The organism is Mesorhizobium sp. W067 (assembly GCF_054719525.1).
The window spans coordinates 1137123-1160383 of the sequence record NZ_JBTTII010000001.1; the positions used below are offsets into that span (position 1 = coordinate 1137123).

Sequence of the window (23261 nt, forward strand, 5' to 3'; positions counted from 1 at the left end):
TTTAGGCGAGCAACCACCGCGCAAGGTGAAGACTGGCGTTGCCTGGCAGTACACTTATGGCCTTGCCGGCGCCGCCCGCTCTAGCCGCGCGGGTCAACTCGGAGGCTGGGCCAACGCCAAAATCTTGACAGCGCCGCGCTTCCTGCTCCAGCGTGGCGTCATGTTCGTTTTCTCGTTCGCCATCGCCAAGCGACGCCGTTCCTGCACCACGCAGCGCGGCAAGCTGTTTGCGCGACGAAAAGGACCGGCCCAATAAAATTCCGGTTCGTTCGTTCCAGCCCCGCCCGCGACGTCTGCCGGCGGGGTTTTCATGTCTGGAGCCTTTGCCATGTCCAATTCTTCCATCCTGTTTCGGCCGGCCCAACCGGCGGACGCTGCCGCCATCAGGGACATTGTGCGTGCCGCCTATGCCAAATGGGTGCCTCTGATCGGCCGCGAGCCGCTGCCGATGCGCGCCGACTATGACAAGGCGGTCGCCGAACATCCGTTCGATCTCGCCATCGAAAATGGCCGCATCGTCGGCATGATCGAGACCATCCTGGCCGACGATCATCTCTGGATCGAGAATGTCTGCGTCGCGCCACAGGCGCAGGGCAGGGGCATCGGCCGGCTGTTGCTGGAACGGGCGGAGCAGAAGGCGCTGGAGGCCAGCTGCTTCGAGCTGCGCCTGCTGACCAACGGCGCCTTCATGGCCAATGTGTTGTTGTACAAACGGCATGGCTATACGATCGACCGGGAGGAGCCGTTCATGAACGGCATGACGGTCTATATGAGCAAGAAACTGGGTGATGGCCGATAACAGGGAGGATCGGATGGCAGTCAGGGTCCGGTTGAAGCCGCTCACGGGGCGGTATGCGGTTTCGCGCCTCGAAGCAAAAGACAGCATTCCCGGCTGGGCGGACGGGCCGGGCTTCGTCAGCATCACCAGGACAGAGGACGAGCTTTCGGTCGTCTGCCTGCAGGATCGGGTGCCGGACGGGGTGAAGCATGACAGGGAATGGGTCGCCCTGAAACTCCAAGGTCCCTTTGCCTTCGACGAAACCGGCATCGTCCTGTCGGTGATAAAGCCATTGTCGGAAAGCGAACTCGGCATTTTTCTGGTATCCACCTTCGATGGTGACCATCTGCTCGTCAAAGCCAAGGATGAAGCCGCGGCAAGGGGGCTTCTGGTCGCGGCGGGGCACACGCTTCTGTAGCCGTAGGCTCAATCGCCCGCCCTTGCGTTTGACATCGCTCTTGCCCCATCGTTATCCCTGAACCGTTACGACGATCTGGCGATCGCCCCCCATCAATTCAGAAATCCCCCGAGGAGGAGCCCATGTCACACAATCTGCAGTTCTATATTGACGGCGTGTGGGTCGATCCTGTCGTGCCCAGCACACTCGACGTCATCGACCCGTCAAACGAAGATGCTTTCGCGCAGATTTCGCTCGGCTCCAAGGCCGATGTCGACAAGGCGGTCGCCGCCGCCAAGCGCGCCTTCGGCACGTTCGGCTTCACCTCGGCCGAAGAGCGGCTCGATATCCTCACCCGCATAATCGAGGTCTACAAGAAGCGCAGCGCCGATCTGGCGCTGGCCGTATCGCGCGAGATGGGCGCGCCGCGCCAGATGGCACTCGACAGCCAGGTCGGCATTGGCCTGGCACATCTGCGGAAGATGGCCGAGGTGCTGAAGTCGTTCGAATTCCGCCACGTCAAGGGCTCGTCGCTGATCGTCAAGGAGCCGATCGGGGTCGTCGGCCTGATCACGCCGTGGAACTGGCCGCTGAACCAGATCACCTGCAAGGTCGGTCCTGCGCTCGCCGCCGGCTGCACCATGGTGCTGAAGCCCTCGGAAATCGCGCCGCTCGACGCCATCATCTTTGCCGAAATCATCGACGAGGCCGGCGTTCCCAAGGGCGTCTTCAACCTCGTCAATGGCGACGGCCCGAGCGTCGGCCAGGCGCTGTCCAGCCATCCCGATGTCGACATGATGTCGTTCACCGGTTCGACCCGCGCCGGCATCCTGGTCGCCAAGGCGGCCGCCGACACGGTCAAGCGCGTGCATCAGGAGCTTGGCGGCAAGTCGGCCAACATCCTGTTTCCCGATGTCGATCTTGAAAAGGCCGTCAGCAAGGGCGTCGCCGGCTGCTTCAGCAACTCGGGCCAGTCCTGCAACGCGCCGACCCGCATGTTCGTGCCGCGCGACCGCCACGACGAGGCGACCGGCTACGCCAAGACGGCGGCCGAAAAATTGACCGTCGGCCCGGCCGATGCGGCCGGCACCAAGCTCGGCCCGGTGGTCAGCCAGATCCAGTTCGACAAGATCCAGGACCTGATTCAGGCCGGCATAGATGAAGGCGCCACGCTGGTCGCGGGTGGACCGGGGCGTCCGGCCGAGCTCAACCGCGGCTACTATGTCCGCCCCACCGTGTTCGCCGACGTCACATCAGATATGCGCATCGCGCGCGAGGAAATCTTCGGGCCGGTGCTGGCGATCATGCCTTACGACACCGTGGAAGAGGCGATCGGCACCGCCAACGACACTGTCTATGGGCTGGCGTCCTACATCCAGGCCAAGGATATCGAGAAGGCCCGCGAAGTCGCCGCCCGCATGCGCACCGGCAATGTCTACATCAACTATCCGCAATGGGACGCCGGCCTGCCATTCGGCGGCTACAAGCAATCCGGCAACGGCCGCGAATACGCCGAATACGGGCTGGAGGATTTCCTCGAGATCAAGGGCATCGCCGGCTATGAGGCGGCGGAGTAGGCCTAACCCTTGGGGACCGGCAACCAGCCGGTCTCGAGGCTTCAGCTCTTAAAGGTGCGGCTTCATTCTTCGCGGAAGGCTTTCTGGATCTGATCCGACAGCGGCTTCACCAGATAGGAAAGCATCGTCCGGTCGCCCGTCGGGAAGAACACCTCGGCCGGCATGCCCGGCGCCAGCGCCAGCCCGCGCAGCTTGGCGACCTCGGTTTTGGGCAGCGTCACCCGCGCCACATAGAAGGCTGCTCCGGTGCGCTCTTCGATGGTGAGATCCGCCGAGATCCGCGACAGCGTCCCGGTCAGCTCCGGCGTGGTTTGCCGATTGAAGGCCGACAGGCGCAAAATCGCATTCTGGCCCATCGTCACCTGGTCGATATCCTGCGGTGCGATATGCGCTTCAACGGTCAGGTCGTCCGTCACCGGTACGATCTGCATCACCTGTTCGCCGGGGGTGATGACCCCGCCGATCGTATGCACCGCCAACTGCAGCACCACGCCATCCTGCGGGCTGCGCAGATCGATGCGCTTCAACTGGTCCTCGGCCGCTACCTTGCGTTCGACGAACTCGGAGATCTTTCCCTGGGTATCGCGTAAATCGGTCGCGACCTCGCTGCGAAGATCCTGGTCGATCTGGATGATCTGCAGTTCGATCTCGGACGCCTTGCCTTTCACCTGGGCAATTCCCGCGGTCAACTGGCCATGCTCGCCTTCGAGCCGCACCGCGTCCCGTTCCAGCGACGTCATGCGGTCGATTCCTATCAGCTTGCGATGCCAGAGCGACCGCACACCTTCCAGCTCGATCTGGATCAGCTCGATCTCGCGGCGTTTCGCCTGCAGCTGCTCGGTCAGGCCGGCACTCTCCTGCTTCAACTGCGCGATCCGTTCGCGCAATTGCGATCGCTGGCCAGACCGCGCCTGGTGCCGGAAATCGAACAGCGATTGTTCTCCGGCCATCGATGCGGCGACACCGGCTTCGTCGCGCCGCGATGTCAAAACGTCCGGAAAGCTGATCGTGTCCTTGCCGTCACGCTCCGCCTCCAGGCGCGCCAACCGTGCATAAAACTCATCCAGACCTTTTGAGACGATCGCCAGATTGGCGCGTGTTGTCGTTTCATCCAGCCGCACCAGAATATCGCCCGCCTTGACCCGGTCGCCTTCACGCACCCTGATCTCGCCGACCACGCCGCCCGTCGGATGCTGAACTTTCTTTACATTGGAATCGACCACCAGCCGGCCAGCTGCGATCACCGCACCCGACATCTTGGTCACTGCCGCCAGGCCGCCAACACCTCCGACAAGCAGCAGACAGGTAGCAACGCCAGCCACGAGATAGCGGCGGACCTGCCGATGATGCAAAGCGGATCTGTCCTCGCTCATGCAGGAACGCCTCTCTCCGTGGCGGCAACGACCTTGAGCGGTGCCGCCGATCGGAAGACCTTGTTCAGCACCTCATCCTTCGGACCGAAGGCCTGCACATGGCCATTGGCCATCACCAGCACGGTGTCGACATTGGCCAGCACACTGGATCGGTGCGCGACGACGATAACGATGCCGCCGCGGTCCCTGATGCCCTGGATGGCGGCGGACAAGGCCACTTCACCCTCTGAGTCGAGATTGGAATTCGGCTCGTCCAGGATGACTAGGAAGGGATCGCCATAAAGAGAGCGGGCAAGGGCGACACGCTGGCGTTGCCCCGCCGACAGCGAGGCGCCGGCTTCGCCAACCTTTGTGTCGTAACCGTCGGCCAGATGCACGACGAGATCATGCACGCCGGCGGCCTTGGCTGCCGCAAGCACCATGTCGGACGACGCATCCGGGTCGAAGCGGGCGATGTTCTGCGCAATCGTGCCGTCGAACAACTGCACATCCTGCGGCAGATAGCCGATATGTTTACCCAGCTCGTCGGCCGGCCACTGGTCAAGCGTCGCGCCGTCCAGCCGCACGGCGCCGCGCGCCGGAAGCCAGACACCTGCAAGCGTACGCACCAGCGATGATTTGCCGGAAGCACTCGGGCCGATGACCCCCAGGCCCGCTCCCCTGGCCAGTGAAAAACTTGCATCCCACACCACCGGCGTGCGTTCGCCCGGCGGCGCGACACTGACATTCTCGACCGCCAGCGCGCTGACAGGCGCGGGCAGGGTCACGCCGGTTGCGCCTTCCGGCAGCGCGGACAGAAGCTGCTTCAGGCGTGCCCAGCTTTGCCGCGCTGAAATGAAACCCTTCCAATGCGCTATCGCCAGTTCGATCGGAGCCAGCGCCCTGCCCATCATGATCGAGCTTGCGATCATGATGCCGCCGGTCGCCTCTTGCTGGATGACCAGATAAGCGCCGATCGCCAGCATTGCCGATTGCAGCATCAACCGCAGGATCTTGGAAATCGTGCCAAGCGTTCCCGCGACATCGCTGGCCGCCGCATGGGCGTTCAGGTACTCGGCATTGACGGCAGACCACCGCTCGGCGATACGCCCGCCAAAACCCATGGCCTGCATGGCTTCGGCATTGCGCCTTGTCGCCTCGGCCAACGTGCTGCGAACGGCCGCGTGCTGTCCGGCGATCCTTGTCGGGCCGCGGGTCCGGAATTCGGCCAGAAGCGTCAGTGCAAACAGGACAACGGCGCCGGCAAGCGCGGTAACGCCGATCCAGAAATGAAAAATGAAACAGATGCCGATATAGAGCGGCATCCATGGCAGGTCGAACAAAGCGGTCGGTCCGGCACTGCCGATAAAGGAGCGGACCTGATCGAGATCCCGTAGGGGTTGCAGCCCGTCGCCGGAAGGCTTGGCGCGCAGCGGCAGGCGCATCAGCGCCGAATAGACCGACGGGCTCAGCTTTGCGTCCAACCCCTGTCCCAGCCGCACCATGAGGCGAGAGCGGATCAGCTCCAGCACTCCCTGAAACACGAACAATGTTCCCGCAAGCACCGCCAGGCCGACCAGCGTCGGCACGCTGCGACCCGGAACGACGCGGTCATAGACTTGCAACATGAAGAACGAGCCGGTCAGGGTCAGCACGTTGACGACCCCGCTCATCAGGACGATGCCCGAAAACGCACGTCGAAAGGACGCCAGGATTCCGACCAGCGTAAGCGGCGTCGATGGCGTCAGCTGCATGCTGGCTCGCAATCAGGATATGGCATCTCGTCCCTTCAATAGATAACTGCCTTGAGTGTGACATGGACGGGCAAGCCGGCCTGGAACTGCGCGCTGCCCCGCGCCACCAGCCAGCCGTCCGCACGCTCCAGGCGCGCAACGACCTGCAGCGTTGGTGAAGCGGTCGAGCTTGCGGGCAGGGGCAAGGAAAATTCTATGGTCTTTGAGCCGCCCTCGCTCTTGAGGCTGGTTTTGGCGGCGCGGCGTCGCCCACTGTCCTGAATGGCGGGATCCTCAAGATAGATCTCGAGATGACCTTCCGGGATAGCCTTGCCCCCCACAAAGGTGACGGCGCCGCGAATATCTGTTGCGCGAATATCTAGCGCGCGAATATCTGGCGATTGCGCTGCCGCTGCCCCGGTGGCCGCGGCGACTGCCGCAACTCCGGCGGCCATTAACACCGTGCGGCGGTCAGTCATCGCGTCCTCTCCCTTTTCACTGCGCTGGGGTATGCGGGAGGGCAGCCTGACGGCACCCCTCCCGGCAACGCGTTAGATGACGATGAAGTCTGCAGCCGAAAGATCCAGATTTGTGTTCAGGTGTGCAAACTGAACGGCTGCTCCCTGTCCGGAACCATCGGCGTCGTAAGACAATATTCCACTGTCGGTGTCGTAGATGATGCGGTCGTCGGCATCATGAGCAACACCGGCTGCGCTCTTGTAGAATGAGCCCAAAGCGAGGGCGCCGTCGCCGCCAACGCTGGCAAAGATGAGGTTGTCCAGCAGGATCGTATCGTCGGCGACCTTGAAGTCCTTGATCCAGTCGATATTGCCGTTCCCGAGTTCTGTCGAGAAGCGGAAATAGTCGCCGCCGGCGCCGCCGGTCAGCGTATCGGCAGCCAGCCCGCCATCCAAAAGGTCGCTGCCGCCGCCGCCATTGAGCGCATCGGCGCCCGCAACGCCCGGCTGAGCTGGTGCCGGCGGGAATTCGACCGATACGTTCAGCTTGTAAGTCGAGCCCTCCGGCACGGATTCCACCCAGCCATCGCCGGGAGCGGAGTCCGACCATTCGCCCTCCACAATATAGTAGGTTCCGGTTTCCTGAACGATGAAGCTGGTGCTCGAATCGCGGCCGTTGTTGGAGCCGGGGTCGTTGCCGCCATCGTCGTTCTGGGCGACGATATTGCCATCGCTGTCCAGCACCCTGACGATGCTGTCATGGACATTGGGGTCGGCAATGCCATCGATGTCGATGGTGATGATCGTGCCGGCGGCCAGGTTGATGCTGTAATATCCGCCGAGGCCGTTTCCGGTGGCATTGACGGTGGTGTGAAGGGTGGTCGTCGAATCGAAGATGTCGGGGTCAGCCGTCAGCGAGAAGTTGTTCGAGATGTCGAAGGCGGTCGAGACCGAATTGTTGGTCGCGTCCGGTCCGAGCGTGGCGTAGCCGGTGCCCATGCCCGGGCGTGGCGGAGCATCGCCCTGATAGGCGAAATCGCCGAGCAGGGTGTCATCGCCGCCGCCGCCGTCGATCTTGTCGGCGCCGCCCTGGCCGGTCAGCACATTGGCCGCGCCATCGCCGGTCAGGTGATCGTTGAAGCCCGAGCCAGCCAGATTTTCGATCGAGATATAGGTGTCGCCGCCGGATTTGCCGCCACCCAGCTTGAGGTTTTGCCCGATGGCCGCGTCGGCGTAGTCCGCCGTGTCGCTGCCGGCGCCGCCATTCAATATATCGGCACCGCCACCGCCGGTCAGCGTGTCGTTGCCGGCGCCGCCGGAAAGTTTGTTGGCCTGGGCGTTGCCGATGAGATGGTCGTCGAAGAACGACCCGACGGCGTTTTCGAATCCGACCAGGATGTCGTGCCGGATAACGGTGCCGCGCCCGACGATCTGCACCGGGCCATCGCCATCGCCGCCATTGGCCGTGCCATTGGCGAGGTCGATCGTCACGCTGGCGGAGCTGCCTTCGTAGACGACCGTATCGATGCCGGCGCCGCCATCCAGATAGTCCTGGCCGGCGCCGCCGATGATCGTGTCGTTGCCGGCTTCTCCGTACAGGATGTCGCCGTCATTGCCGCCATCCAGTATGTCGTTGCCGCCGCCGCCGTTGAAATAGTCGCCGCCGCCCCGGCCCCAGAAATGATTGGCCGCCGACGTACCGATGAAACGGTCGATGCGGTCATCGGAGCCGATCAGGTTCTCGATGCTGTAGAAGGTGTCGCCCGTGGCGGTTCCGCCGCTGGCCACGTTCGTCTCGAGGTTGACGAGCAGTTGGAAGGGGCTCTCCTTGCTGAAGTCTACCGTGTCGACGCCGGCGCCGCCCCTGAATATATCGACGCCATCCTGGCCGCTCAGCGTATCGTCGCCGTCGCCGCCGTCGAGGATGTCGTTGCCCTGGCCGCCGAGGATCGTGTCGTTGCCGCGGCCGCCATAGAGCGTGTCATTGCCGTCGTCGCTCTCGGTCTGGTCTGGAAGGTCGGCGACATCGATGGTGTTGTTGATGTCGCGGCTGGCGAGCGAGTCGCGGCCGCCGATGATGAGATCATCGCCGCCCTGGCCGAAGATCGTGTCGTCGCCGGCGCCGCCGTCGAGCGTATTGTTGCCATTGTCGCCGAAGATGACGCTGGTCAGCGTGTTGTCGCCGATGATCGGCAGGGTTTCGGTGCCGCCGTCTCCAGGCTGGAGTGTCGACTCGTCGGCGTAGATGATGTGTTCGACGTTGGCGATTTTCCGGATATTCAAGTTCCGGTTCAGCAGAACGACCGTGTCATTCCCGCCATTCGCTTCCTCGCGCACGATGTCGTCGAGAGAATCGACGAAGTAGGTGTCGTCGCCGCCATTGCCGGCCATGCGGTCGCCGCCGCCGCGGCCATCCAGCACGTTGGCTCCGTCATTGCCGATCAGGACGTCGTCATAGCTGCTGCCGATGCCGTTCTCGATGTAATAATCGGTGCCGTCGGCGTTGTGCCCGGCAAAGATCGACACATTGTTGCTGTGGCCGTTGACGCTGGAGAACTGTCCGGCGCGCAAATCGAGGATCGTGCCGGCCGTCGAGCCGGAGAAGTCGATCGTGTCGGTTCCGTCGGTGTCATGGATGACAAAACCGATATCGTGCTGCATGCCCGAGGAGGTCAGCCGGTAGCCGTCCACGGCACTGCCGAAGCCGTAGACGTTGTCGCCCGTGTTGAGATCGATATGCTGATAGGTGCGCACGCCGTTCTCGTCGACGGTGGAGAAAAAGCGGCGGATGACCGCCTCGATGTCGGCCATCATCGGCGTTGACGCCGACCAGCGGCTGGTTTCACCGACATCGATCCCGTCGAAATAGGACATGACGCTGTATTGCTGACGGTCGTAGGTCCAGGTCGCATTGTTCAGATAATTGATCTGTACGCCGCCGGGGCCGCTGTAATTGTAGAGCCCGGGGTGGTTCAGCCCGAACTCATGACCGAATTCATGGATGAAGGAATCGAAGACATAGCCGCCAATATCTGTCTTGTTGACCTCGGTGTCGTGGAAACGCTGGCCGATGCTGACATAGCGGTCGTTGGAATAGGCGCTGCCGTCGTCCTCTTCGCCCAGTTCGGGGCTGACAACCTGCATCCAGTCCGTTGCACTGTTGTAAGGCGCATTGTCGACGATTTCGAACTTCAAAGGGGTGACACTGGCCCACATCTGCAAGGCGCCGATCGCGGCGGCCTTGTATTCGGGATGGTCATTGAGCTCGGAGACATTGATCCTCAGCGTTCCCGCCGCGATCGCCGGCGTTATCGACCGGTCCAGCGCTCCAAGGTAGGTCAGGAAGGCCCCGTAATCTTCGCTTTTGCCGTACGGGTTGTCCGGCGTCTGGTCGTTGACCCACCATTGATCGCTGGTTTGGCTTGGGTTCGGCATCCTTGGGACTCCTTGGTCTCGCAGCCGTGGCAATTACGGCTGTACTTAGCAGTTGCCAACCACCGACAAGCATCGTTTGCGCTTGCCGGTCGAGCCCCGTCCCAGTGCCAACAATGCTATTGGAATCTTCGCTTGTCTAGCCTCTGTTCGCGCTCAGTACATGTGAAGGTTCTTGGGCGCGCTTGTACCGGCGGGTTTTGAGATACTCGTTTGGTGTTAATTGAGCTATCGCTAATCTATGGTCGTACCTCGCCCGCCATGCGCACCACAATGTCTGCATCAACCATCCCGGCTGGCGCAGGCTGCCGGTCGGGCGGCGCAAAGCAATCCGGCAACGGCCGAATACGCCGGATACAGGCTCGAGGATTTCCTCTCGATCAGGGGCATCGCAGGCTACGAAAGCGGCGGAGTAAGCTTCCGTCTTTCGCTCAAACGCCGGTATGCGCGCTGTTGCCTTTCGCGGGCGGGGCAGGCGGCGGGACCACCGCCTTCGTGCTCTCGCCGGGGGCGTCGACCGGGACGAGGGTTATCGCGCCGGTTGGGGAAATGATCGAGCGTTGCGCAAGGACACGAGGGGCTGAATGCAAAGGCGTGCTTCAGAATCCCGTCCGGCGCGCGAAATGTTCATATGTCACGCGCCAGGGGTCGCTCTCCGCGCGTCTCTCCTCGCCGATCCAGTGAAAGCTGTCGGCGGTGATCTCGGTGAACCGCCACCGGGCTTGCAGCCCGCGCGAGTACTCGCCGATCTGGACGATGTCCTTGCCTTCGGCCCGCCCGATCTGGCGCGAATAGTCCTGGTTGAGCGGATCACTCCAGATGATGTGCCAGCCACCGATCCCGGGATCGAAGACGCGCAAGGTCGTGCCATACATGGTGGACGGGGCAGGGCGCCTGGGCCTGATCCAGATGTCCTGAATGGCGCGGCCTTCGAGCACCCAACCAAAGTGACACTCGCCATCCCATTTCTGAATTGTGCCGTCGTTGCGGTGGTGAGTGTCTCCATGTCCCAGCTGCCGATCAACCAGCCATAGAGGTCCATGTCTTTCGCCCGGTCGGCTGGCGGGCCTTCGGATGCGAGAGCGGTGAGAAACGTCGTCATGATTGTCTCCAGGGCAAGCCGCGCCGAAACACTGGGCGTTCAACCATCGCAGCGTTGCGGGTTCGGGGTCTTGGGAAAAATTGCGGAATGCTGCTGTGAAGGCAGCCGTCCTTCCGTGTTCGCGCCATACCGAATCTATGCGCGAATGCTAATGTAGCATCGGCGGGTACCCCAATGCCCGCCTGGCCGGCGCCTCCTCAGGCAAGCTCTTGAATGAGCGGCGCCGGCCGCTGGCCTGGGCCGCGTCCAAGTTCCTGCCGGGGAAATATGAGGCTTGGCGGGAGGGTTATCGCTGGGCGGTTTTGGCCGGCATTTGGATATCGGTCTGTATTCCCAGAACGTCCGCTGCCCAATCGCGCAGTTCCGGAGAAGCATCGCCCGATTTCATGATCATTGGAACCCAATCAATTCTCGGGTGGCGCTTCATCTTCCCAGCCGGCCAGCTCCGGCAGGTCGTCAAGCCAGCTTTTCTCTGTGATCGAGGCTTCGCCGGCCTGCGGCACAGCCTCAGTCGCGTTTTGAATGAGCCAGTCCATCCACTTGCGATAGGCAGGCGGGGCCAATTCCGGCGGAAGCACCTTGGCCTTGGCCAGCATGCGTTTGCGGAAACTGACTTGACGGCGCAGTTTGGTCGTCGTGAACTTGATGGCCTTGCCCTGGTACTCGACCGACCAACGCCCATCGCCGTGGCTGGTCAGCCTGTCGAGGGCAAAACCGGCGTCGACCGGCCTGTCGCGCCAGGGAAGCTCGATGGCGTTCCGCCTCAGATCGAGAGCCCATCGCCGGTAGTCGGCCCCGGCACGCTGCGGCGGCAGCACGCCAGCCTGTTCGAGGATTTTCCTGCGAAAGGTCGGCTGCTTCTGGATCTGGCCGGTCGTCAGTTCGATGCGGTGCCCACGCAATTCGACATGCCAGCGGATCCTGCCGTTGCCGACATACTTGACTAACCTGTCGATGACGAACTCGTCATCGGCAAGCGTCACGCATCCCTGCCTGATGCGTTCGAGAATGTACTGGCTATCGGTGGGCATGAAGGGCCTTGCGCATGAGTCTTGCATCAAGCTTAGCGAGTGGCTCGCGCCAGCGCGCCACCAATCTTTTCGCTTCGCAAAGGCGCACTGGTGTCGCAATGGGAAGAAGTCGTCGTCACAGCCTGGTTTCGGGACAATGGGACTGTGCAGCCCAATGGCGCTGCGCTCTGCGCCAGCTCAATGCCTGGAACGACCTTGAAGGGCGGCCAGACATGCTCTGCTACGCGAACTGCCCTGAGTCGTAGCCTGAGCTCCGTGTTCAGAAGAACTCTGCTTCGGCCGTGCTTATTTTTATATTCAAAATTATCGTATAAATTCGTAGTATTTACGGCTTGGAGGTGGGGCCTCTGTCATGATCGATTCAGACGTGTTCGACTTTGTCGAACGCTGCAGGAGGCACACGTCGACAGGTCCGCTTCTGGGTGACCTGCTCGAAACCGTAAGGAATCTGGGCTTCGAGCACCTTATCCTGAGCGGTGTGCCGCTCGGTGGGCAGAAGCTGGCCCCTATGGTTGAACTGAACGGCTGGCCCGCGGGCTGGTTTGAACGCTATGTCGAGGCCGAGCATGCCGCTGTCGACGGCGTCTGCATTTATTCAGCCAAGACGCTGAAGCCGTTTCTTTGGGCCGATGTGCCGGCAAAATGGTCCAGTACAGAAGGCTCCCGGCGCGTCGCGGGCGAAGCGACGGAGTTCGGCATCTCAAGCGGTTTTGCTGTGCCCATGCTCAGCGTTCACCATTGGCAATCCGTGCTGTCGTTTGCCTCTTCCGCAAAATCCTGCACGCTCTCGCCGCGGCAACAGGTTCAGCTGGTGACGATGGCAGTCTATGCCGGCGTGTCGATCCAGGCCTTATCCAATGACGATGGCGGCGACGAAGGTCTGCTGACAGATCGGGAGAAGGAAGTACTGTTGTGGGCGGCGGCCGGCAAGAGTTCGTCGGAAACATCCCAGATTCTTGGTTTGACCGAGCGCACGGTCAAATGGCACTCGACGCGGGCCCGCGAGGCTTTTGGCGTCGCTACAACCACGCAAGCAGTCGTTGAAGCAGTGCGCAGGCGTTTGATTCACCCTTAAATGCGTCAACTGTCCGATCGGACAGGTGACGTACTTTAGCATGACTGCAACTATTCCTCCGAGAACGGTCGGGGGATCGCGCTATGATAGCTGCTCATGTCGTCAATGCGCAGAACAAACATCTATATGAAAACGAATTTGATGAGTTTTTGCGCCGACGTCACGACTTTTTCGTGCATCAAAAAAGATGGCGCCCTCCGAGCCCGGACGGTCGAGAGCTAGACCAATTCGATACGGACGCAGCGACTTATCTGCTGGGCATCGAAGACGGTCGCGTGGTGACTTCGGCTCGACTGATCCCAACAAGCGAGCCGCACATGGTCTCGGAGGTCTTTCCTCACATGTGCGAAAAATCGGGCGTCCCGCGGCGTCCCAATTGGGCCGAATGGACGCGCACCTTCGTCGTTCCCGACAAGCGCTCAACCGGGCTGAGGGGCACGCTGACGCAGCTCTGCTGCGCGGTGATGGAATACGCACTCGATGAAGGCCTTAGCGCCGTCGGCGGTATCCAGGAAACCTACTTCATGCCCCACCACGGTGCGCTGAAGTGGCGGGCCGAGCCGATGGGCATGGCCAGGGAAGAAAACGGCGAATGGTACATCGTTGCGTATATCGAGGTGAATGAAGCGGCACTGGCGAGTGTGCGAAAGATTCTTGGGATTGGGCATTCGCTGCTGGTTCGGAGCGGCAAGCAATTACCGTTTATCGATGTCCAAAAGTTGGTCGCATAGGGAAAACTAGCAGGGTCACGACCAGTCGCGGCGCCAGAACAATAGTACACTTCCCAAAAGAACGACAAAATGGAGAGATCTGTCATGAATACGCGCAATTGGTATGCCTGGATAAACACGATGCCTCCGAAACCGGATGATCTCCACGTCATTGGTGAGGTATATGTAGGGAATCCGGGGGTAGAGGCCTTCCTCGTCGTCAGAGAACCTCAGGGGATCAATCCCAAAATATTGCTCCTTGACCTGCATCTTGTGCAACGACCTGGAATGTGGCCGCAGATGATGACGTGGATACAGGCACGCTACGACTCCGTCATTCGTCCAGGTGGACAAGAATACACAGGCATAGAAATATTCGCGGAGTCTAAGGTTACCGCGAAAATAACAGTAGAAATCGCATAATAGGTCTAAAAATGTCCACAAGTGCCTCCATGGCTGCACTCTGGAATAGGTGTTATTGCCCAAATGGAAAGGTGTTTTTGACGTTTCTCGCTTTCTCCATCAGCTTCGTTTCGAATGAAGCAAATCCAGTAACAACGAAGGCAGTCAGGACTTTATCGCAAATTGCGGTCCCTGTCACTCGCTTGCGGAGGGCGTGCATTTATTTGGACCGTCGCTCTTTCAAGTCTATTGGGCGTGTCGTTGGAGAAGCGCAGGGGTATAACTATTCTGATTCTTACAAAAGGGCGCGCGTGAAGGGATTGACCTGGGATAGAGAAAATTTAGACAGCTTCCTCGATGATCCGCCAAGTTTTCTGAAATCCAGGGTAGGGCTTCCAGTATGTAACCAGATGCCGACTCGGTATCCAGATCAGCATATCAGAAACTTAATAATAGAATATTTGAAAAGAACTTCTGAATAGAGGTTAAAATGAAGCTCTCATCAAAAAAAGGTTATACTTCTAATTTCGATAATAGGGGCGAACTCCGCTCAGGCGGCTGGCCCGGACGTGATCGTCGGTTTCATTGAAGGAGGATCACAACAATCAATCCTGCCGACTGGAGAGCTGTCTCTTTCTGCCGGAACCAACTCTTGCAACGCAGGGAACCAGAATCTCGCCTGGCTCAGGCTGCCTAACAGTCGACACCCGGTGATTTCACTTAACATCTATCAAATCCGAGATGGCCAAATCCGACAGATCGCGGCGTCTTGGGTTAAGCACGGATTCTTTGCTACAAATCAGGATGCCTGCCGTGACATCAAGGGCGTTCCTGCCTGTGTTCCCGCTGCCTCTGACCACCTCGGACCAGGTTGTTCTGATCCATATGGCGAATCTCTCAATGCCAATCCGAGCATGCTGGGTCCGAGGAGTAGAATTAATCCTGCTACCGGCGCGTTCGACGGAGCGACGGCACGAGATCCAGAAGCGCAGCCTATCGACGACGCCCTGAAAGCGCTAGTTGTGTCTAGCGACACGCTGTCGGTACCTGATGCAAAATACTTCGTGGAAGCACACTATATTACGGAGGATGACGCCACGGCCGGAAACTATCGTAACAACATGACTACAAGGAGTTTGCGCCACTCCAAGGGACGGGCTTTTTCACCTTTCAGTATCTAGGAGCCGAAGTGAGGGGAAATCCCGCCGTTATGTCATGGGCAGGGGCGAAGTTTAGTGAAGTCCATTCGCAGGAGTACAAGTTAGAAACCGCTATCATAGTGAAGCACGGGCGACTTTCGTTACGATTATGCCGTTTATAACATGAACAGTGACCGAGCGATCCGCTCGTTCGAGCTCTTAAACGTCTCGGGTGCTCGCGAACTGAGTTTCTACGCTCCCAAAATTTACGGCGAACCTTGGGATCAATCGCCGTGGCCTTCAAGTGTCGAAGGCAGCTCATTGGCTTGGAAAGGCCCAACGGCCGAAGACAATCCAAATGGAAACGCGATCCGCTGGGGTACCACATATAGCTTTTCATTTGTCGCCGATGCTGGGCCAGGAGTCGGTTCCGCCAAGGTCGTAAAATTCAAGCCAGGTGACGCAGGTCAAGCAAACGAATTAACGTTTGATATTGTTGCGCCGGTTCAATAAGGGACAACAGCGATGATTACTAGACGTGAAGTCGTGAGTGGTGGGGTCGCTGCAATTGCTCTCTCCGCCGTATTGCCCGTGGCGAGTACGGCACAAACGGCAGTGGTTCGACGCTCAGTCACCCAAATTGGGGCCGATGATCCAGATCTTCTTGCGTACAAAGCCGCCGTGCAAGCGATGAAAGGTCTCCCGGAATCAGATCCAAGAAATTGGGTCAACAGGCTGAAATACATCAGAACCATTGTCCGCACGGTAACTGGTACTTTCTGCCTTGGCACCGAGCTTATTTATACGCCTTCGAGCAAATTTGTCGGGAATTGTCAGGCAAGCCAGACTTTGCGCTTCCGTATTGGGATTGGTTCATAGATCGTCAATTGCCGGTCCCTTTCCGACCGGTTGCTGCCTCAAGCAACGTTCTGGACCACCCGAGACCCGGATTTCCTGAAAATGCTTTTCTGCCGGCTGATATATACAGCCAAGTGGTTCTTACGCGGGTCTTAAAAGCCGCTACATTCGAGGAATTCGGGAGCACGCGTCCCCAAGGTCAGGACAGCGCAGGGCCTGAATGGCAACGGCGCAGAGGCAACGCTACTGAACTCGAATTCAGTCCGCATAACAACGTTCACACAATCCTGAGCGGCGATATGGCGTCGTTTATGTCGCCTTTGGATCCCATATTCTGGCTCCATCATTGCAATCTTGACCGCGTGTGGACTTTGTGGGCGGGGTCACACCCAGATGTCGCCCTAGATCCGTTGTTTCTGAACATGAAGTTCAATGGGCAATTTGCGCTACCACAAGGCGCGCCATTTTCTCCGTCAGTCGCAGATCTAGTTAGTACCGAGCAACTCGGCTATCGCTACGAGCAACCCGCCGTTATTGTTAGCATAAGTGATCCCGGCTTGCTCGAGCGCATCCAGGTCTGGCATGAACTGCCAAAAGACAGTCTAAAAGGAGTAGAAGCGAAGTTTCAAGATCTCCAGGTTAAAGTGCCGAACCCGCCTAACGGAGAGCGACAAATACTGTTTGCGTTTTCGGATGCAGGTGGACGTGTTGATAGTAAAACGCCAGTAACAATTCCATTGACCGCCAGCAAGCCAATTATATCGTTGATTGGGGATCTTGGTCTGGTGGAATCCGGAGTGCAGGAATTTCTGGCAAAGCCAAACGATGTAAAGGTGTATGCTATAATAATGAATATATCTCCACCAAACGAACTATCAACTACACTTAGGATATTTGTAAATTGCGCATATATTAGCCAAACGACGGGGTCGGAGGACCCTCATTATGTAACGACTGTTTCATTCTTTGGTGTTAATCACCACGATGGTGACCATGGATTGTCGATTTCTGTGGATTTGACCGCTGCCTTGGGCACGCTGCGGCGAAATGGTGATCTCGCCGAGGACCAATTGCTGGTGCAGCTGCAGGTTGCGCCTGCAGGCGACGTGCCCCCGGCCACTACCGAAATGAAATTTGGTAGGGTCGAGGCCGCGATCCTTTGAAACGCCACGATTCTCTGCCTAAACTTGCGCGCTGAATCGGACGGACCATATGAATGAGATCCTACTATTCCTGAAGGTTGGGCTCGTTTGCTGTCTGGCCGGCATTGTCCGGGACGGCCATACGGACCGTTTGCAAAATGTGACCGAAACTAATCCTAGCCCCGTGATAGTGTCCCAGCCGCCTGAACTGTGGAAGGACGGAGACATATATGTGTTGAACATCGAAGTTCGGCAGGTGCAGCCTGTCGATCCGAATATCCCCGTGGCTGGAGTAGTCGAAGTTAAGTCGTTGTTGAACGATGACGTAGTCAGAATTGGCCAATTTTCCATTTTCCCCCCAGAGAATTCTGAGGAGACTCACAGCTTCAATTTTGATCTTTCGACTTTCAAGGACGCGTTGTCAGCTTTGGGGCCTCGGTATGAAGTGGAGGTTGTGTCTGTAAATGTCCTGGCGGGCACACCTACCAAAACTCCTTACTACGAGATTGTCGGCGCCACTCTTAAGAGGCCGGAATCTGAAATCAAATGATGGCTCGGCATTCTTGCAGATTTTGACCCACGACGGACATCCGCTTTGCGGTACGCCCTGAGGTAAATAGGTCGGTCTCCTGTGTCGAACGCTGGAACCCTATCAGGGCTGTTTCCGACGGTTCGAATGACCGACAGTGTGTGGCGATCCGCGTATGGCTACGCAAACCAGTCATTGCTTTTGATTGTCAGTTCTTGTGATTAGGTTATTGAGATATACATCGTTCTTTGCCTTGTCTTCCGGGGTTGGCCCTGCCTTTTTAGGCTTCACCCCGTGCTCCGGTTTCTTCGGGGGCGAATTCTCTGTGTAAGCGATCGTCATATTCTGCACGTCGCTGCGACTAGCCGTAAGAGATAGCCCTGATCCAAGCACAGAGTCACCAACTGGAACCAGAGAAATCGCCGGGCCACCTGACCCGCTATCGGCTATGCTGAATTCCAAGATGTATCCGACTTTGTCGGCCTTAATGCCGGTTCTAGAGATTGTCTTGTCCATATTCGCGAGCCACGACTGGATGCCAAGATTTCCCCGCAAGCGTCGTCCATTCGAGGCTCCAGTGATTGGCTCGCCACATTGAATCTTCTCCGGATGCCCAAGATCAACCTGAAATGAAAAGGTGCTCTGGCGATCTGCCTTGCCAGAATGTGTCGCAGAGGCAGTAACAAGCAACCCCTGCGGCACCAGAGGCACCCCAAGATTCGCGTCGGCTGTGCCGCCGGCCTCATTTATAACCTGAAGAGTCATATCAACTCCAGCAAGCCACCCATTGGTACTTTTCTTGACAAACGGGACGTTAGTTGCTGCCGCCTGGAGTTCACAGCTTATATTGTTCACGATGTCTTTCACGCTAACTGCGTAGTCAGAGTGCGGCGTTGGCACGGACCCACACCCATAAAGAATCGTCAGAGCGCATATCGAAGTACATTTAGGTTTTGTCACAAGCGTACCCCTCCCACTCTCTGCAAGGAGCACAAATCTTGGAATTGGTCTAGTAGTGCGGCTTCAAAACGAAATCCGTATGTCAAATTTTTGGCGAGCGTCACCTGGCGCTAGATTGGAGCTTGGCGATTTCGGCAAATTCCAACATTCGCGGAGGATATGCTCTCTCTTCTGTTTCGCCACCGGCCAGATCCCAACGAGGCTATGACCCGATTTGATAATCATTGGCTGGGGAACCTGGATTCGAACCAGGACTAACGGAGTCAGAGTCCCCGTTCGCTCGTTGATTATTAAGCAGTTTTTCCCGACTTCAGGGAAAAACGCCGCATGTCAAATCAATGCGTTACTGGCGAATTGCCGACTGGGGCGATCGGCATTTCGCAGCAGCACTGCGCGTCGATCGAGAATGCTGCTCCTGATTTTCCCGCATTGCGCCGCCGCTTCGGCCTGGCACCTCATGACACTGTCATTGCCATTCGCGAGGCCAATGGCGAGCGAACTGACTGATGGCGGTTCGTCTTCAGAGACAAGATATTTTGTTCGCACACTTAGCGCTGAACATCGCGCAGGGGCTATCAGGAACGACACGCCAGGTTGGTGCCGCCATTGTTGACCATTTCAACAAAAAAACAGGCCGTTGTAATTCTAGCCTCGAGCGCATTGCCACGTTGCTAGGGCTCAGCAAGACGACGGTTCACGAGGCAACCGCGGCACTTGATCGAGAGGCATTGATCAAAAAGGAAAGTCACGGCGGCCGACATCATTCCGCATCGTATATTCCCAATTGGGACAAGTTCCGGGCGATTGTCGCCGACTGGAATATCCGTATGAGAGTTCTGGCGCCACCTCCGAAGAGGGAATCTCCTAGGTTCGCCAAACGGCGAAGTTTAAGTTCGCCAAATGGCGAAAGCGACGTTCGCCAAACGGCGAAACAAACCTTCCGAAAGAACCTTCCGAAAGAACCGGGCGTGGTTGAAGGGTTGGACTCGAAGTCGGGAATGAAGTCGTGGAAGGGGGTTGCAAGCCCGCTAACACAGTATGACGTCGTTCATGCATTGGAGAGAACAAAACGGGACAGCTCTCGCAGTGCGGCAGCGCAAGCGGCGGCCGACCGCAAGCTCGCTCGAGGCATTAATTCGATTGCCAATCCGAAGCTGCGAGAGGCCGCGTGGCTGCGCGAAATGGGCGAAACGATAGTAGTTAGCGAAGAGGTCGAGCTAAGCGGCACATCCCGCCGTTGTGCTCGGAAAGTCGCGGGTCCTTCCGGCTCCAAAACCGTATGCGGGCGAGCTAAGCCCGATAAGTCACCAGCCTGACAGCAAAATACAAGCCTAAACTTTAGCCTAAACAAAAGGCTCTAACTCGCAGAAAGCGAGGCATCGAAATAAGCTCCCAGACGGGTTGAGCCGCCTTGGAGACGGCGCAGACCATCGCAATAAGATGGGTCTCGCCAACTACTTTGGACCGCGATCCGCAATTGCAAACGCGAATATGTTTGGCGCGAAGCTCGTTACTTCTGCCGAAACGCGGAGTGGAACGACACAACCAGCGGGCCCAAAATGTAGTCGAGTGCGGTGCGTTCCTCGGTGACGATCATGACTGACGCCGGCATGCCCGGATAAAGCGCAATCTGTGGGGCCGCTGCCAATTCCACCGGATCGACAGCCACGTCGGCGAGGTAGTAGGGAAACCCAGTCTTGCTGTCGGTAATGCGATCCGCCGAAATGCGGGCGACGCGTCCATGAATTATGGGTATCGAACGCTGCTTGTAGGAGGTGAAACGGACTTCGGCGGCCATGTTGGGTCGCAGGTTCGATATGTCCTCGACGCGAACTTGTGCCTGGACGATCAGCGAATTCTCGGTCGGCACGATGTCGAGGATTGTCTGGCCCGGCGCCACGATCGCACCGATCGAGAAGACGCTGAGATCCATCACCTGGCCATCATAGGGCGCGCGCACTTCGGCCCGGTCCATGGCAGCCTGGGCGGCAAACATCTTGGGCACAAGGTCAGCAAGGTTCGATTGCGTATCGATCAGCATGGCCGACAGCTTGGCCCGGCGCTCGTGGGTCAATTGCGCGATCTGGCTCTCGAGTTCAGCTTTGCTCTGTTGGCTGCCGCCAATTGCGCCGAGGTTCTCGTCGATCAGACCCTGCAGATCCGAGGCTGACCGTTCCAGTTCCAGGATGCGCGAGCGGGTCGTCAATCCGGCCTTGAGCAGCTTCGACAGACTGGCCTTCTCGTCAATCGTCGATTGCAGCTGGGCCTGGTAGGATTCGACCCGAGACTGCTTGCCCTTTATCTGCTCCTCGAGCTCGGCAATGCGCCGCTCGAGGATCTGCGTGGCGCCAGCCATCGAGGCGCGCTGGCTTTCCAGGTCGGCGATCTGGTTTGCCATCGCATCCCTGAGATAGTCCTCATGCTCCTTGAGAATGTCCTTGGGAAAGGCAACAGCCTCGCTGCCGTCCAGCTCGGCCCGGATCCTGGCATCGGTTGCGCGCAATAGCGCATATTGCTGGGCATAGAGATTGAACTCGGACCGGATTCTGGTGTCGTCCAGCTTCAGCATTATGTCGCCCTTCCTGACGACGTCGCCATCCTTGACGCGGATCTCCTTCACCGTGCCGCCGTCGAAGTGCTGTACGCTCTTTCGATTGCCTTCCACCTTAACGATGGCGTCCGCGAGCACGGCACCGTTCAGTGGGGCGAAGGCTGCCCAGCCGCCGAAAATGCCGAAAAAGGCGACGATGATCAGCAGACCGACACAGGCCGGCACCCGGATCGAATCCGGGGCCATGATGCCGACCTCGCCGGGCAGGCTCCGGTAGGTGAGGGCGCCGTCGCTCATCGATCTCTCCGGCCACGGCTCATTGGGTTGCCACCGCCATTGGAGCCGCGCGCTGGTTGAGCAGCGCCACGATCTCGTTTCTCATCCCGAAGGCCTCGACGGCGCCATCGCGCAACAGAAGGATCTTGTCGACATTGGCCAAGGTCGAAGGCCGGTGCGAGACGATGATCACTGTGCTGCCGCGGCGCTTGAGCTCGATCGCGCACTCGCTCAGCGCGCGGTCGCCATCGGCGTCGAGATTGGAACTCGGCTCATCGAGAATGATCAGGTTCGGCGTTCCGAATACCGCACGGGCAAGAGCAATCCGCTGCCGATATCCTCCTGACAGCACTGCGCCGCCTTCGCCGATGTGGGTCTCATAACCCTGGGGCAGGCGGATGATCATCTCATGCACGCCGGCGAGCCGCGCGGCCTCGATCACCTCCTGGTCGACATTGGTCTTGAAGCGGCCGATGTTGGCGGCGACCGTATCGGAGAAGAGTTCGATATCCTGCGGCAGGTAGCCGATGTGGTCACCGAGCGCGTCGTGTCCCCATTGCGACAGGTCGGCCCCGTCCAGCCTGACGGTGCCGCGGCTGGGTTGCATGACGCCCGCGAGATGACGCGCCAGCGTCGATTTGCCGGCGCCGGAAGGCCCGACGATTCCCAGCGCCTCGCCTGCGTTCAGCCGGAATGATACGTCCCGGAGAAGCACTTTCTGCTGGCTGGCAATTGCAAAGCTGACCTGTTCGACCGAAATCTTGCCGGTGGGCTTCGGCAGGTTGAACGATCGTTCGTTCTGCGCGCCCCCGTCGACCAGCTTCTCGACCCTTGCCAACGCCGCCCGCGCCAGGATCAGGCTGCGCCAAAGGCCGACGATCTGCTCGACCGGCTGTAGCCCCCGGCCCAGCAGGAGGCTCGCCGCAAACATGGTGCCGCCGGTGATCTGCCGCTCGATCACCAGATAGGCGCCGAGGCCGAGGATCAGCGACTGCATGGTTAGCCGCAGGAAACGGATCAGGCCGGACATCAGTGCGGCGCGATCGCTTGCCTCCGCTTGGCGCCGCAGCGCCAGGTTGCGGTCGCGCCCCCAGCGGCGGATGAGACCGTCGATCATCCCCATGGCGCGAACGACTTCCGAGTTTCTGAGGCTCATTTCGGTAAAGTTATAGTTGGTCGTCGCCAGATCGTTGGCCTGCTTCAGCGGCGAACGCACGAGATACTCGTTGAGCACGGCCATGGCGATCAAGAGCAGCGAGCAGCCCAGTGCGAAGAAGCCGAGCCACGGATGCAGCAGGAAGATGATGCCGATGTAGATGGGTGACCATGGCAGGTCGAACAGGGCATGGATGCCGCTGCCGGTGATCACCTGCCTGAACGTGTCGAAATCGCGGATCGGCTGGCTTTGCGAGGAGCCCGGCGATGGGGTCTCGACCGACGCGGCGAGGACTTTTGCCGACAGCAACCGGTCGAGCCGCGCGCTGGCACGCGTCAGGATGGAGGCGCGCACCAGATCGAGGCCGGCCAACGAAAGGAAGGCCGCCAGCAACACCAGGGTCAACATCACCAGCGTGGTTTCGCTGCCGCTGGTGACGACCCTGTCGTAAATCTGCAGCATGTAGAGGGGGGAGGCGAGGTAGAGCAGATTGATCGCCAGGCTGAATGCCGCCGCAACCAGGAAATAGCGGCGGCATGCCCGAAGCGCATCCTTCACAATCTTGGATTTGTTGTCGAGACTCAAATACCCAGCGGAAAACCG

Annotated in this window: 21 protein-coding genes; 12 read left to right on the plus strand and 9 right to left on the minus strand. The window is 59.1% G+C overall.

Annotated features, from left to right (window positions below; all coding sequences use genetic code 11):
* Positions 1-328: 328 nt before the first annotated feature.
* From ACYG97_RS05575 to ACYG97_RS05585, 3 genes are all read left to right on the plus strand, one after another.
* A complete protein-coding gene (locus tag ACYG97_RS05575) occupies positions 329-799 on the plus strand; it encodes a GNAT family N-acetyltransferase (RefSeq protein WP_023705797.1) in 471 nt (156 codons plus the stop codon).
* A 13-nt stretch (positions 800-812) separates the two neighbouring features.
* A complete protein-coding gene (locus ACYG97_RS05580; RefSeq protein ID WP_023734188.1) occupies positions 813-1196 on the plus strand; it encodes an ACT domain-containing protein in 384 nt (127 codons plus the stop codon).
* A 122-nt stretch (positions 1197-1318) separates the two neighbouring features.
* Positions 1319-2752, plus strand: a complete 1434-nt coding sequence (locus tag ACYG97_RS05585; RefSeq protein WP_023734187.1) for an aldehyde dehydrogenase family protein — start codon at positions 1319-1321, stop codon at positions 2750-2752.
* A gap of 62 nt (positions 2753-2814) precedes the next feature.
* Here ACYG97_RS05585 and ACYG97_RS05590 read toward each other — a convergent pair whose 3' ends face one another.
* From ACYG97_RS05590 to ACYG97_RS05615, 6 genes are all read right to left on the minus strand, one after another.
* Positions 2815-4125, minus strand: a complete 1311-nt coding sequence (locus ACYG97_RS05590; protein ID WP_023689671.1) for an HlyD family type I secretion periplasmic adaptor subunit — start codon at positions 4123-4125, stop codon at positions 2815-2817.
* Complete coding sequence (locus tag ACYG97_RS05595) at positions 4122-5858, minus strand: type I secretion system permease/ATPase (RefSeq protein ID WP_023698050.1); 1737 nt, start codon at positions 5856-5858, stop codon at positions 4122-4124. Before ACYG97_RS05595 ends, ACYG97_RS05590 begins: the two co-directional genes overlap by 4 nt.
* Before the next feature lie 35 nt (positions 5859-5893).
* Positions 5894-6316 (minus strand): hypothetical protein, encoded by a 423-nt coding sequence (locus ACYG97_RS05600; protein ID WP_023734185.1) that lies wholly within the window; start codon positions 6314-6316, stop codon positions 5894-5896.
* A 72-nt stretch (positions 6317-6388) separates the two neighbouring features.
* Complete coding sequence (locus ACYG97_RS05605; RefSeq protein ID WP_023734184.1) at positions 6389-9730, minus strand: M10 family metallopeptidase C-terminal domain-containing protein; 3342 nt, start codon at positions 9728-9730, stop codon at positions 6389-6391.
* 596 nt (positions 9731-10326) lie between these two features.
* Positions 10327-10587 carry a hypothetical protein gene (locus tag ACYG97_RS05610; RefSeq protein WP_245260849.1) on the minus strand — a complete coding sequence of 87 codons (261 nt, stop codon included), beginning with the start codon at positions 10585-10587 and terminating at the stop codon, positions 10327-10329.
* Between the two features lie 646 nt (positions 10588-11233).
* Positions 11234-11860, minus strand: a complete 627-nt coding sequence (locus ACYG97_RS05615) for a hypothetical protein (protein ID WP_031262303.1) — start codon at positions 11858-11860, stop codon at positions 11234-11236.
* A gap of 352 nt (positions 11861-12212) precedes the next feature.
* On the opposite strand from ACYG97_RS05615, the gene ACYG97_RS05620 reads away from it, so the two are divergent.
* The 7 genes from ACYG97_RS05620 to ACYG97_RS05650 all read left to right on the plus strand — a co-directional run bounded on the left by ACYG97_RS05620 (position 12213) and on the right by ACYG97_RS05650 (position 17736).
* Positions 12213-12935, plus strand: coding sequence for a helix-turn-helix transcriptional regulator (locus tag ACYG97_RS05620; protein ID WP_023734183.1), 723 nt, complete (start codon positions 12213-12215; stop codon positions 12933-12935).
* Positions 12936-13018: 83 nt separating this feature from the next.
* Positions 13019-13666: an acyl-homoserine-lactone synthase gene (locus ACYG97_RS05625; protein ID WP_023734182.1), complete on the plus strand. Its 648-nt coding sequence runs from the start codon at positions 13019-13021 to the stop codon at positions 13664-13666.
* 84 nt (positions 13667-13750) lie between these two features.
* Positions 13751-14068 (plus strand): hypothetical protein, encoded by a 318-nt coding sequence (locus ACYG97_RS05630; RefSeq protein WP_156937219.1) that lies wholly within the window; start codon positions 13751-13753, stop codon positions 14066-14068.
* A gap of 548 nt (positions 14069-14616) precedes the next feature.
* Positions 14617-15228 (plus strand): hypothetical protein, encoded by a 612-nt coding sequence (locus tag ACYG97_RS05635; RefSeq protein ID WP_156937218.1) that lies wholly within the window; start codon positions 14617-14619, stop codon positions 15226-15228.
* A 141-nt stretch (positions 15229-15369) separates the two neighbouring features.
* Positions 15370-15699, plus strand: coding sequence for a hypothetical protein (locus tag ACYG97_RS05640; RefSeq protein WP_156937217.1), 330 nt, complete (start codon positions 15370-15372; stop codon positions 15697-15699).
* A gap of 209 nt (positions 15700-15908) precedes the next feature.
* Complete coding sequence (locus ACYG97_RS05645; RefSeq protein WP_084023768.1) at positions 15909-17207, plus strand: tyrosinase family protein; 1299 nt, start codon at positions 15909-15911, stop codon at positions 17205-17207.
* 214 nt (positions 17208-17421) lie between these two features.
* Positions 17422-17736, plus strand: coding sequence for a hypothetical protein (locus ACYG97_RS05650; RefSeq protein ID WP_198029715.1), 315 nt, complete (start codon positions 17422-17424; stop codon positions 17734-17736).
* Between the two features lie 171 nt (positions 17737-17907).
* On the opposite strand, the gene ACYG97_RS05655 is transcribed toward ACYG97_RS05650, so the two are convergent.
* Positions 17908-18582, minus strand: a complete 675-nt coding sequence (locus tag ACYG97_RS05655) for a hypothetical protein (protein WP_156937215.1) — start codon at positions 18580-18582, stop codon at positions 17908-17910.
* 420 nt (positions 18583-19002) lie between these two features.
* Between ACYG97_RS05655 and ACYG97_RS05660 the strand changes: the two genes are divergently transcribed.
* Positions 19003-19182: a hypothetical protein gene (locus ACYG97_RS05660; RefSeq protein ID WP_156937214.1), complete on the plus strand. Its 180-nt coding sequence runs from the start codon at positions 19003-19005 to the stop codon at positions 19180-19182.
* Positions 19182-19991: a helix-turn-helix domain-containing protein gene (locus ACYG97_RS05665; protein ID WP_156937213.1), complete on the plus strand. Its 810-nt coding sequence runs from the start codon at positions 19182-19184 to the stop codon at positions 19989-19991. Before ACYG97_RS05660 ends, ACYG97_RS05665 begins: the two co-directional genes overlap by 1 nt.
* Positions 19992-20185: 194 nt before the next feature.
* Here ACYG97_RS05665 and ACYG97_RS05670 read toward each other — a convergent pair whose 3' ends face one another.
* Positions 20186-21523 carry an HlyD family type I secretion periplasmic adaptor subunit gene (locus ACYG97_RS05670; RefSeq protein WP_023734176.1) on the minus strand — a complete coding sequence of 446 codons (1338 nt, stop codon included), beginning with the start codon at positions 21521-21523 and terminating at the stop codon, positions 20186-20188.
* Between the two features lie 19 nt (positions 21524-21542).
* Positions 21543-23216, minus strand: coding sequence for a type I secretion system permease/ATPase (locus ACYG97_RS05675; protein WP_245260848.1), 1674 nt, complete (start codon positions 23214-23216; stop codon positions 21543-21545).
* Between the last annotated feature and the right edge of the window lie 45 nt (positions 23217-23261).

Excerpts from the sequence above, each read along its gene's own strand:
- ACYG97_RS05670 (WP_023734176.1), bottom strand. The coding sequence starts at position 21,523 with ATGAGCGACGGCGCCCTCACCTACCGGAGCCTGCCCGGCGAGGTCGGC.
- ACYG97_RS05660 (WP_156937214.1), top strand. The coding sequence starts at position 19,003 with ATGTCAAATCAATGCGTTACTGGCGAATTGCCGACTGGGGCGATCGGC.
- ACYG97_RS05640 (WP_156937217.1), top strand. The coding sequence starts at position 15,370 with ATGAACAGTGACCGAGCGATCCGCTCGTTCGAGCTCTTAAACGTCTCG.
- ACYG97_RS05625 (WP_023734182.1), top strand. The coding sequence starts at position 13,019 with ATGATAGCTGCTCATGTCGTCAATGCGCAGAACAAACATCTATATGAA.
- ACYG97_RS05575 (WP_023705797.1), top strand. The coding sequence starts at position 329 with ATGTCCAATTCTTCCATCCTGTTTCGGCCGGCCCAACCGGCGGACGCT.
- ACYG97_RS05630 (WP_156937219.1), top strand. The coding sequence starts at position 13,751 with ATGAATACGCGCAATTGGTATGCCTGGATAAACACGATGCCTCCGAAA.
- ACYG97_RS05605 (WP_023734184.1), bottom strand. The coding sequence starts at position 9,730 with ATGCCGAACCCAAGCCAAACCAGCGATCAATGGTGGGTCAACGACCAG.
- ACYG97_RS05665 (WP_156937213.1), top strand. The coding sequence starts at position 19,182 with ATGGCGGTTCGTCTTCAGAGACAAGATATTTTGTTCGCACACTTAGCG.
- ACYG97_RS05585 (WP_023734187.1), top strand. The coding sequence starts at position 1,319 with ATGTCACACAATCTGCAGTTCTATATTGACGGCGTGTGGGTCGATCCT.
- ACYG97_RS05620 (WP_023734183.1), top strand. The coding sequence starts at position 12,213 with ATGATCGATTCAGACGTGTTCGACTTTGTCGAACGCTGCAGGAGGCAC.
- ACYG97_RS05580 (WP_023734188.1), top strand. The coding sequence starts at position 813 with ATGGCAGTCAGGGTCCGGTTGAAGCCGCTCACGGGGCGGTATGCGGTT.
- ACYG97_RS05590 (WP_023689671.1), bottom strand. The coding sequence starts at position 4,125 with ATGAGCGAGGACAGATCCGCTTTGCATCATCGGCAGGTCCGCCGCTAT.
- ACYG97_RS05615 (WP_031262303.1), bottom strand. The coding sequence starts at position 11,860 with ATGCCCACCGATAGCCAGTACATTCTCGAACGCATCAGGCAGGGATGC.
- ACYG97_RS05600 (WP_023734185.1), bottom strand. The coding sequence starts at position 6,316 with ATGACTGACCGCCGCACGGTGTTAATGGCCGCCGGAGTTGCGGCAGTC.
- ACYG97_RS05595 (WP_023698050.1), bottom strand. The coding sequence starts at position 5,858 with ATGCAGCTGACGCCATCGACGCCGCTTACGCTGGTCGGAATCCTGGCG.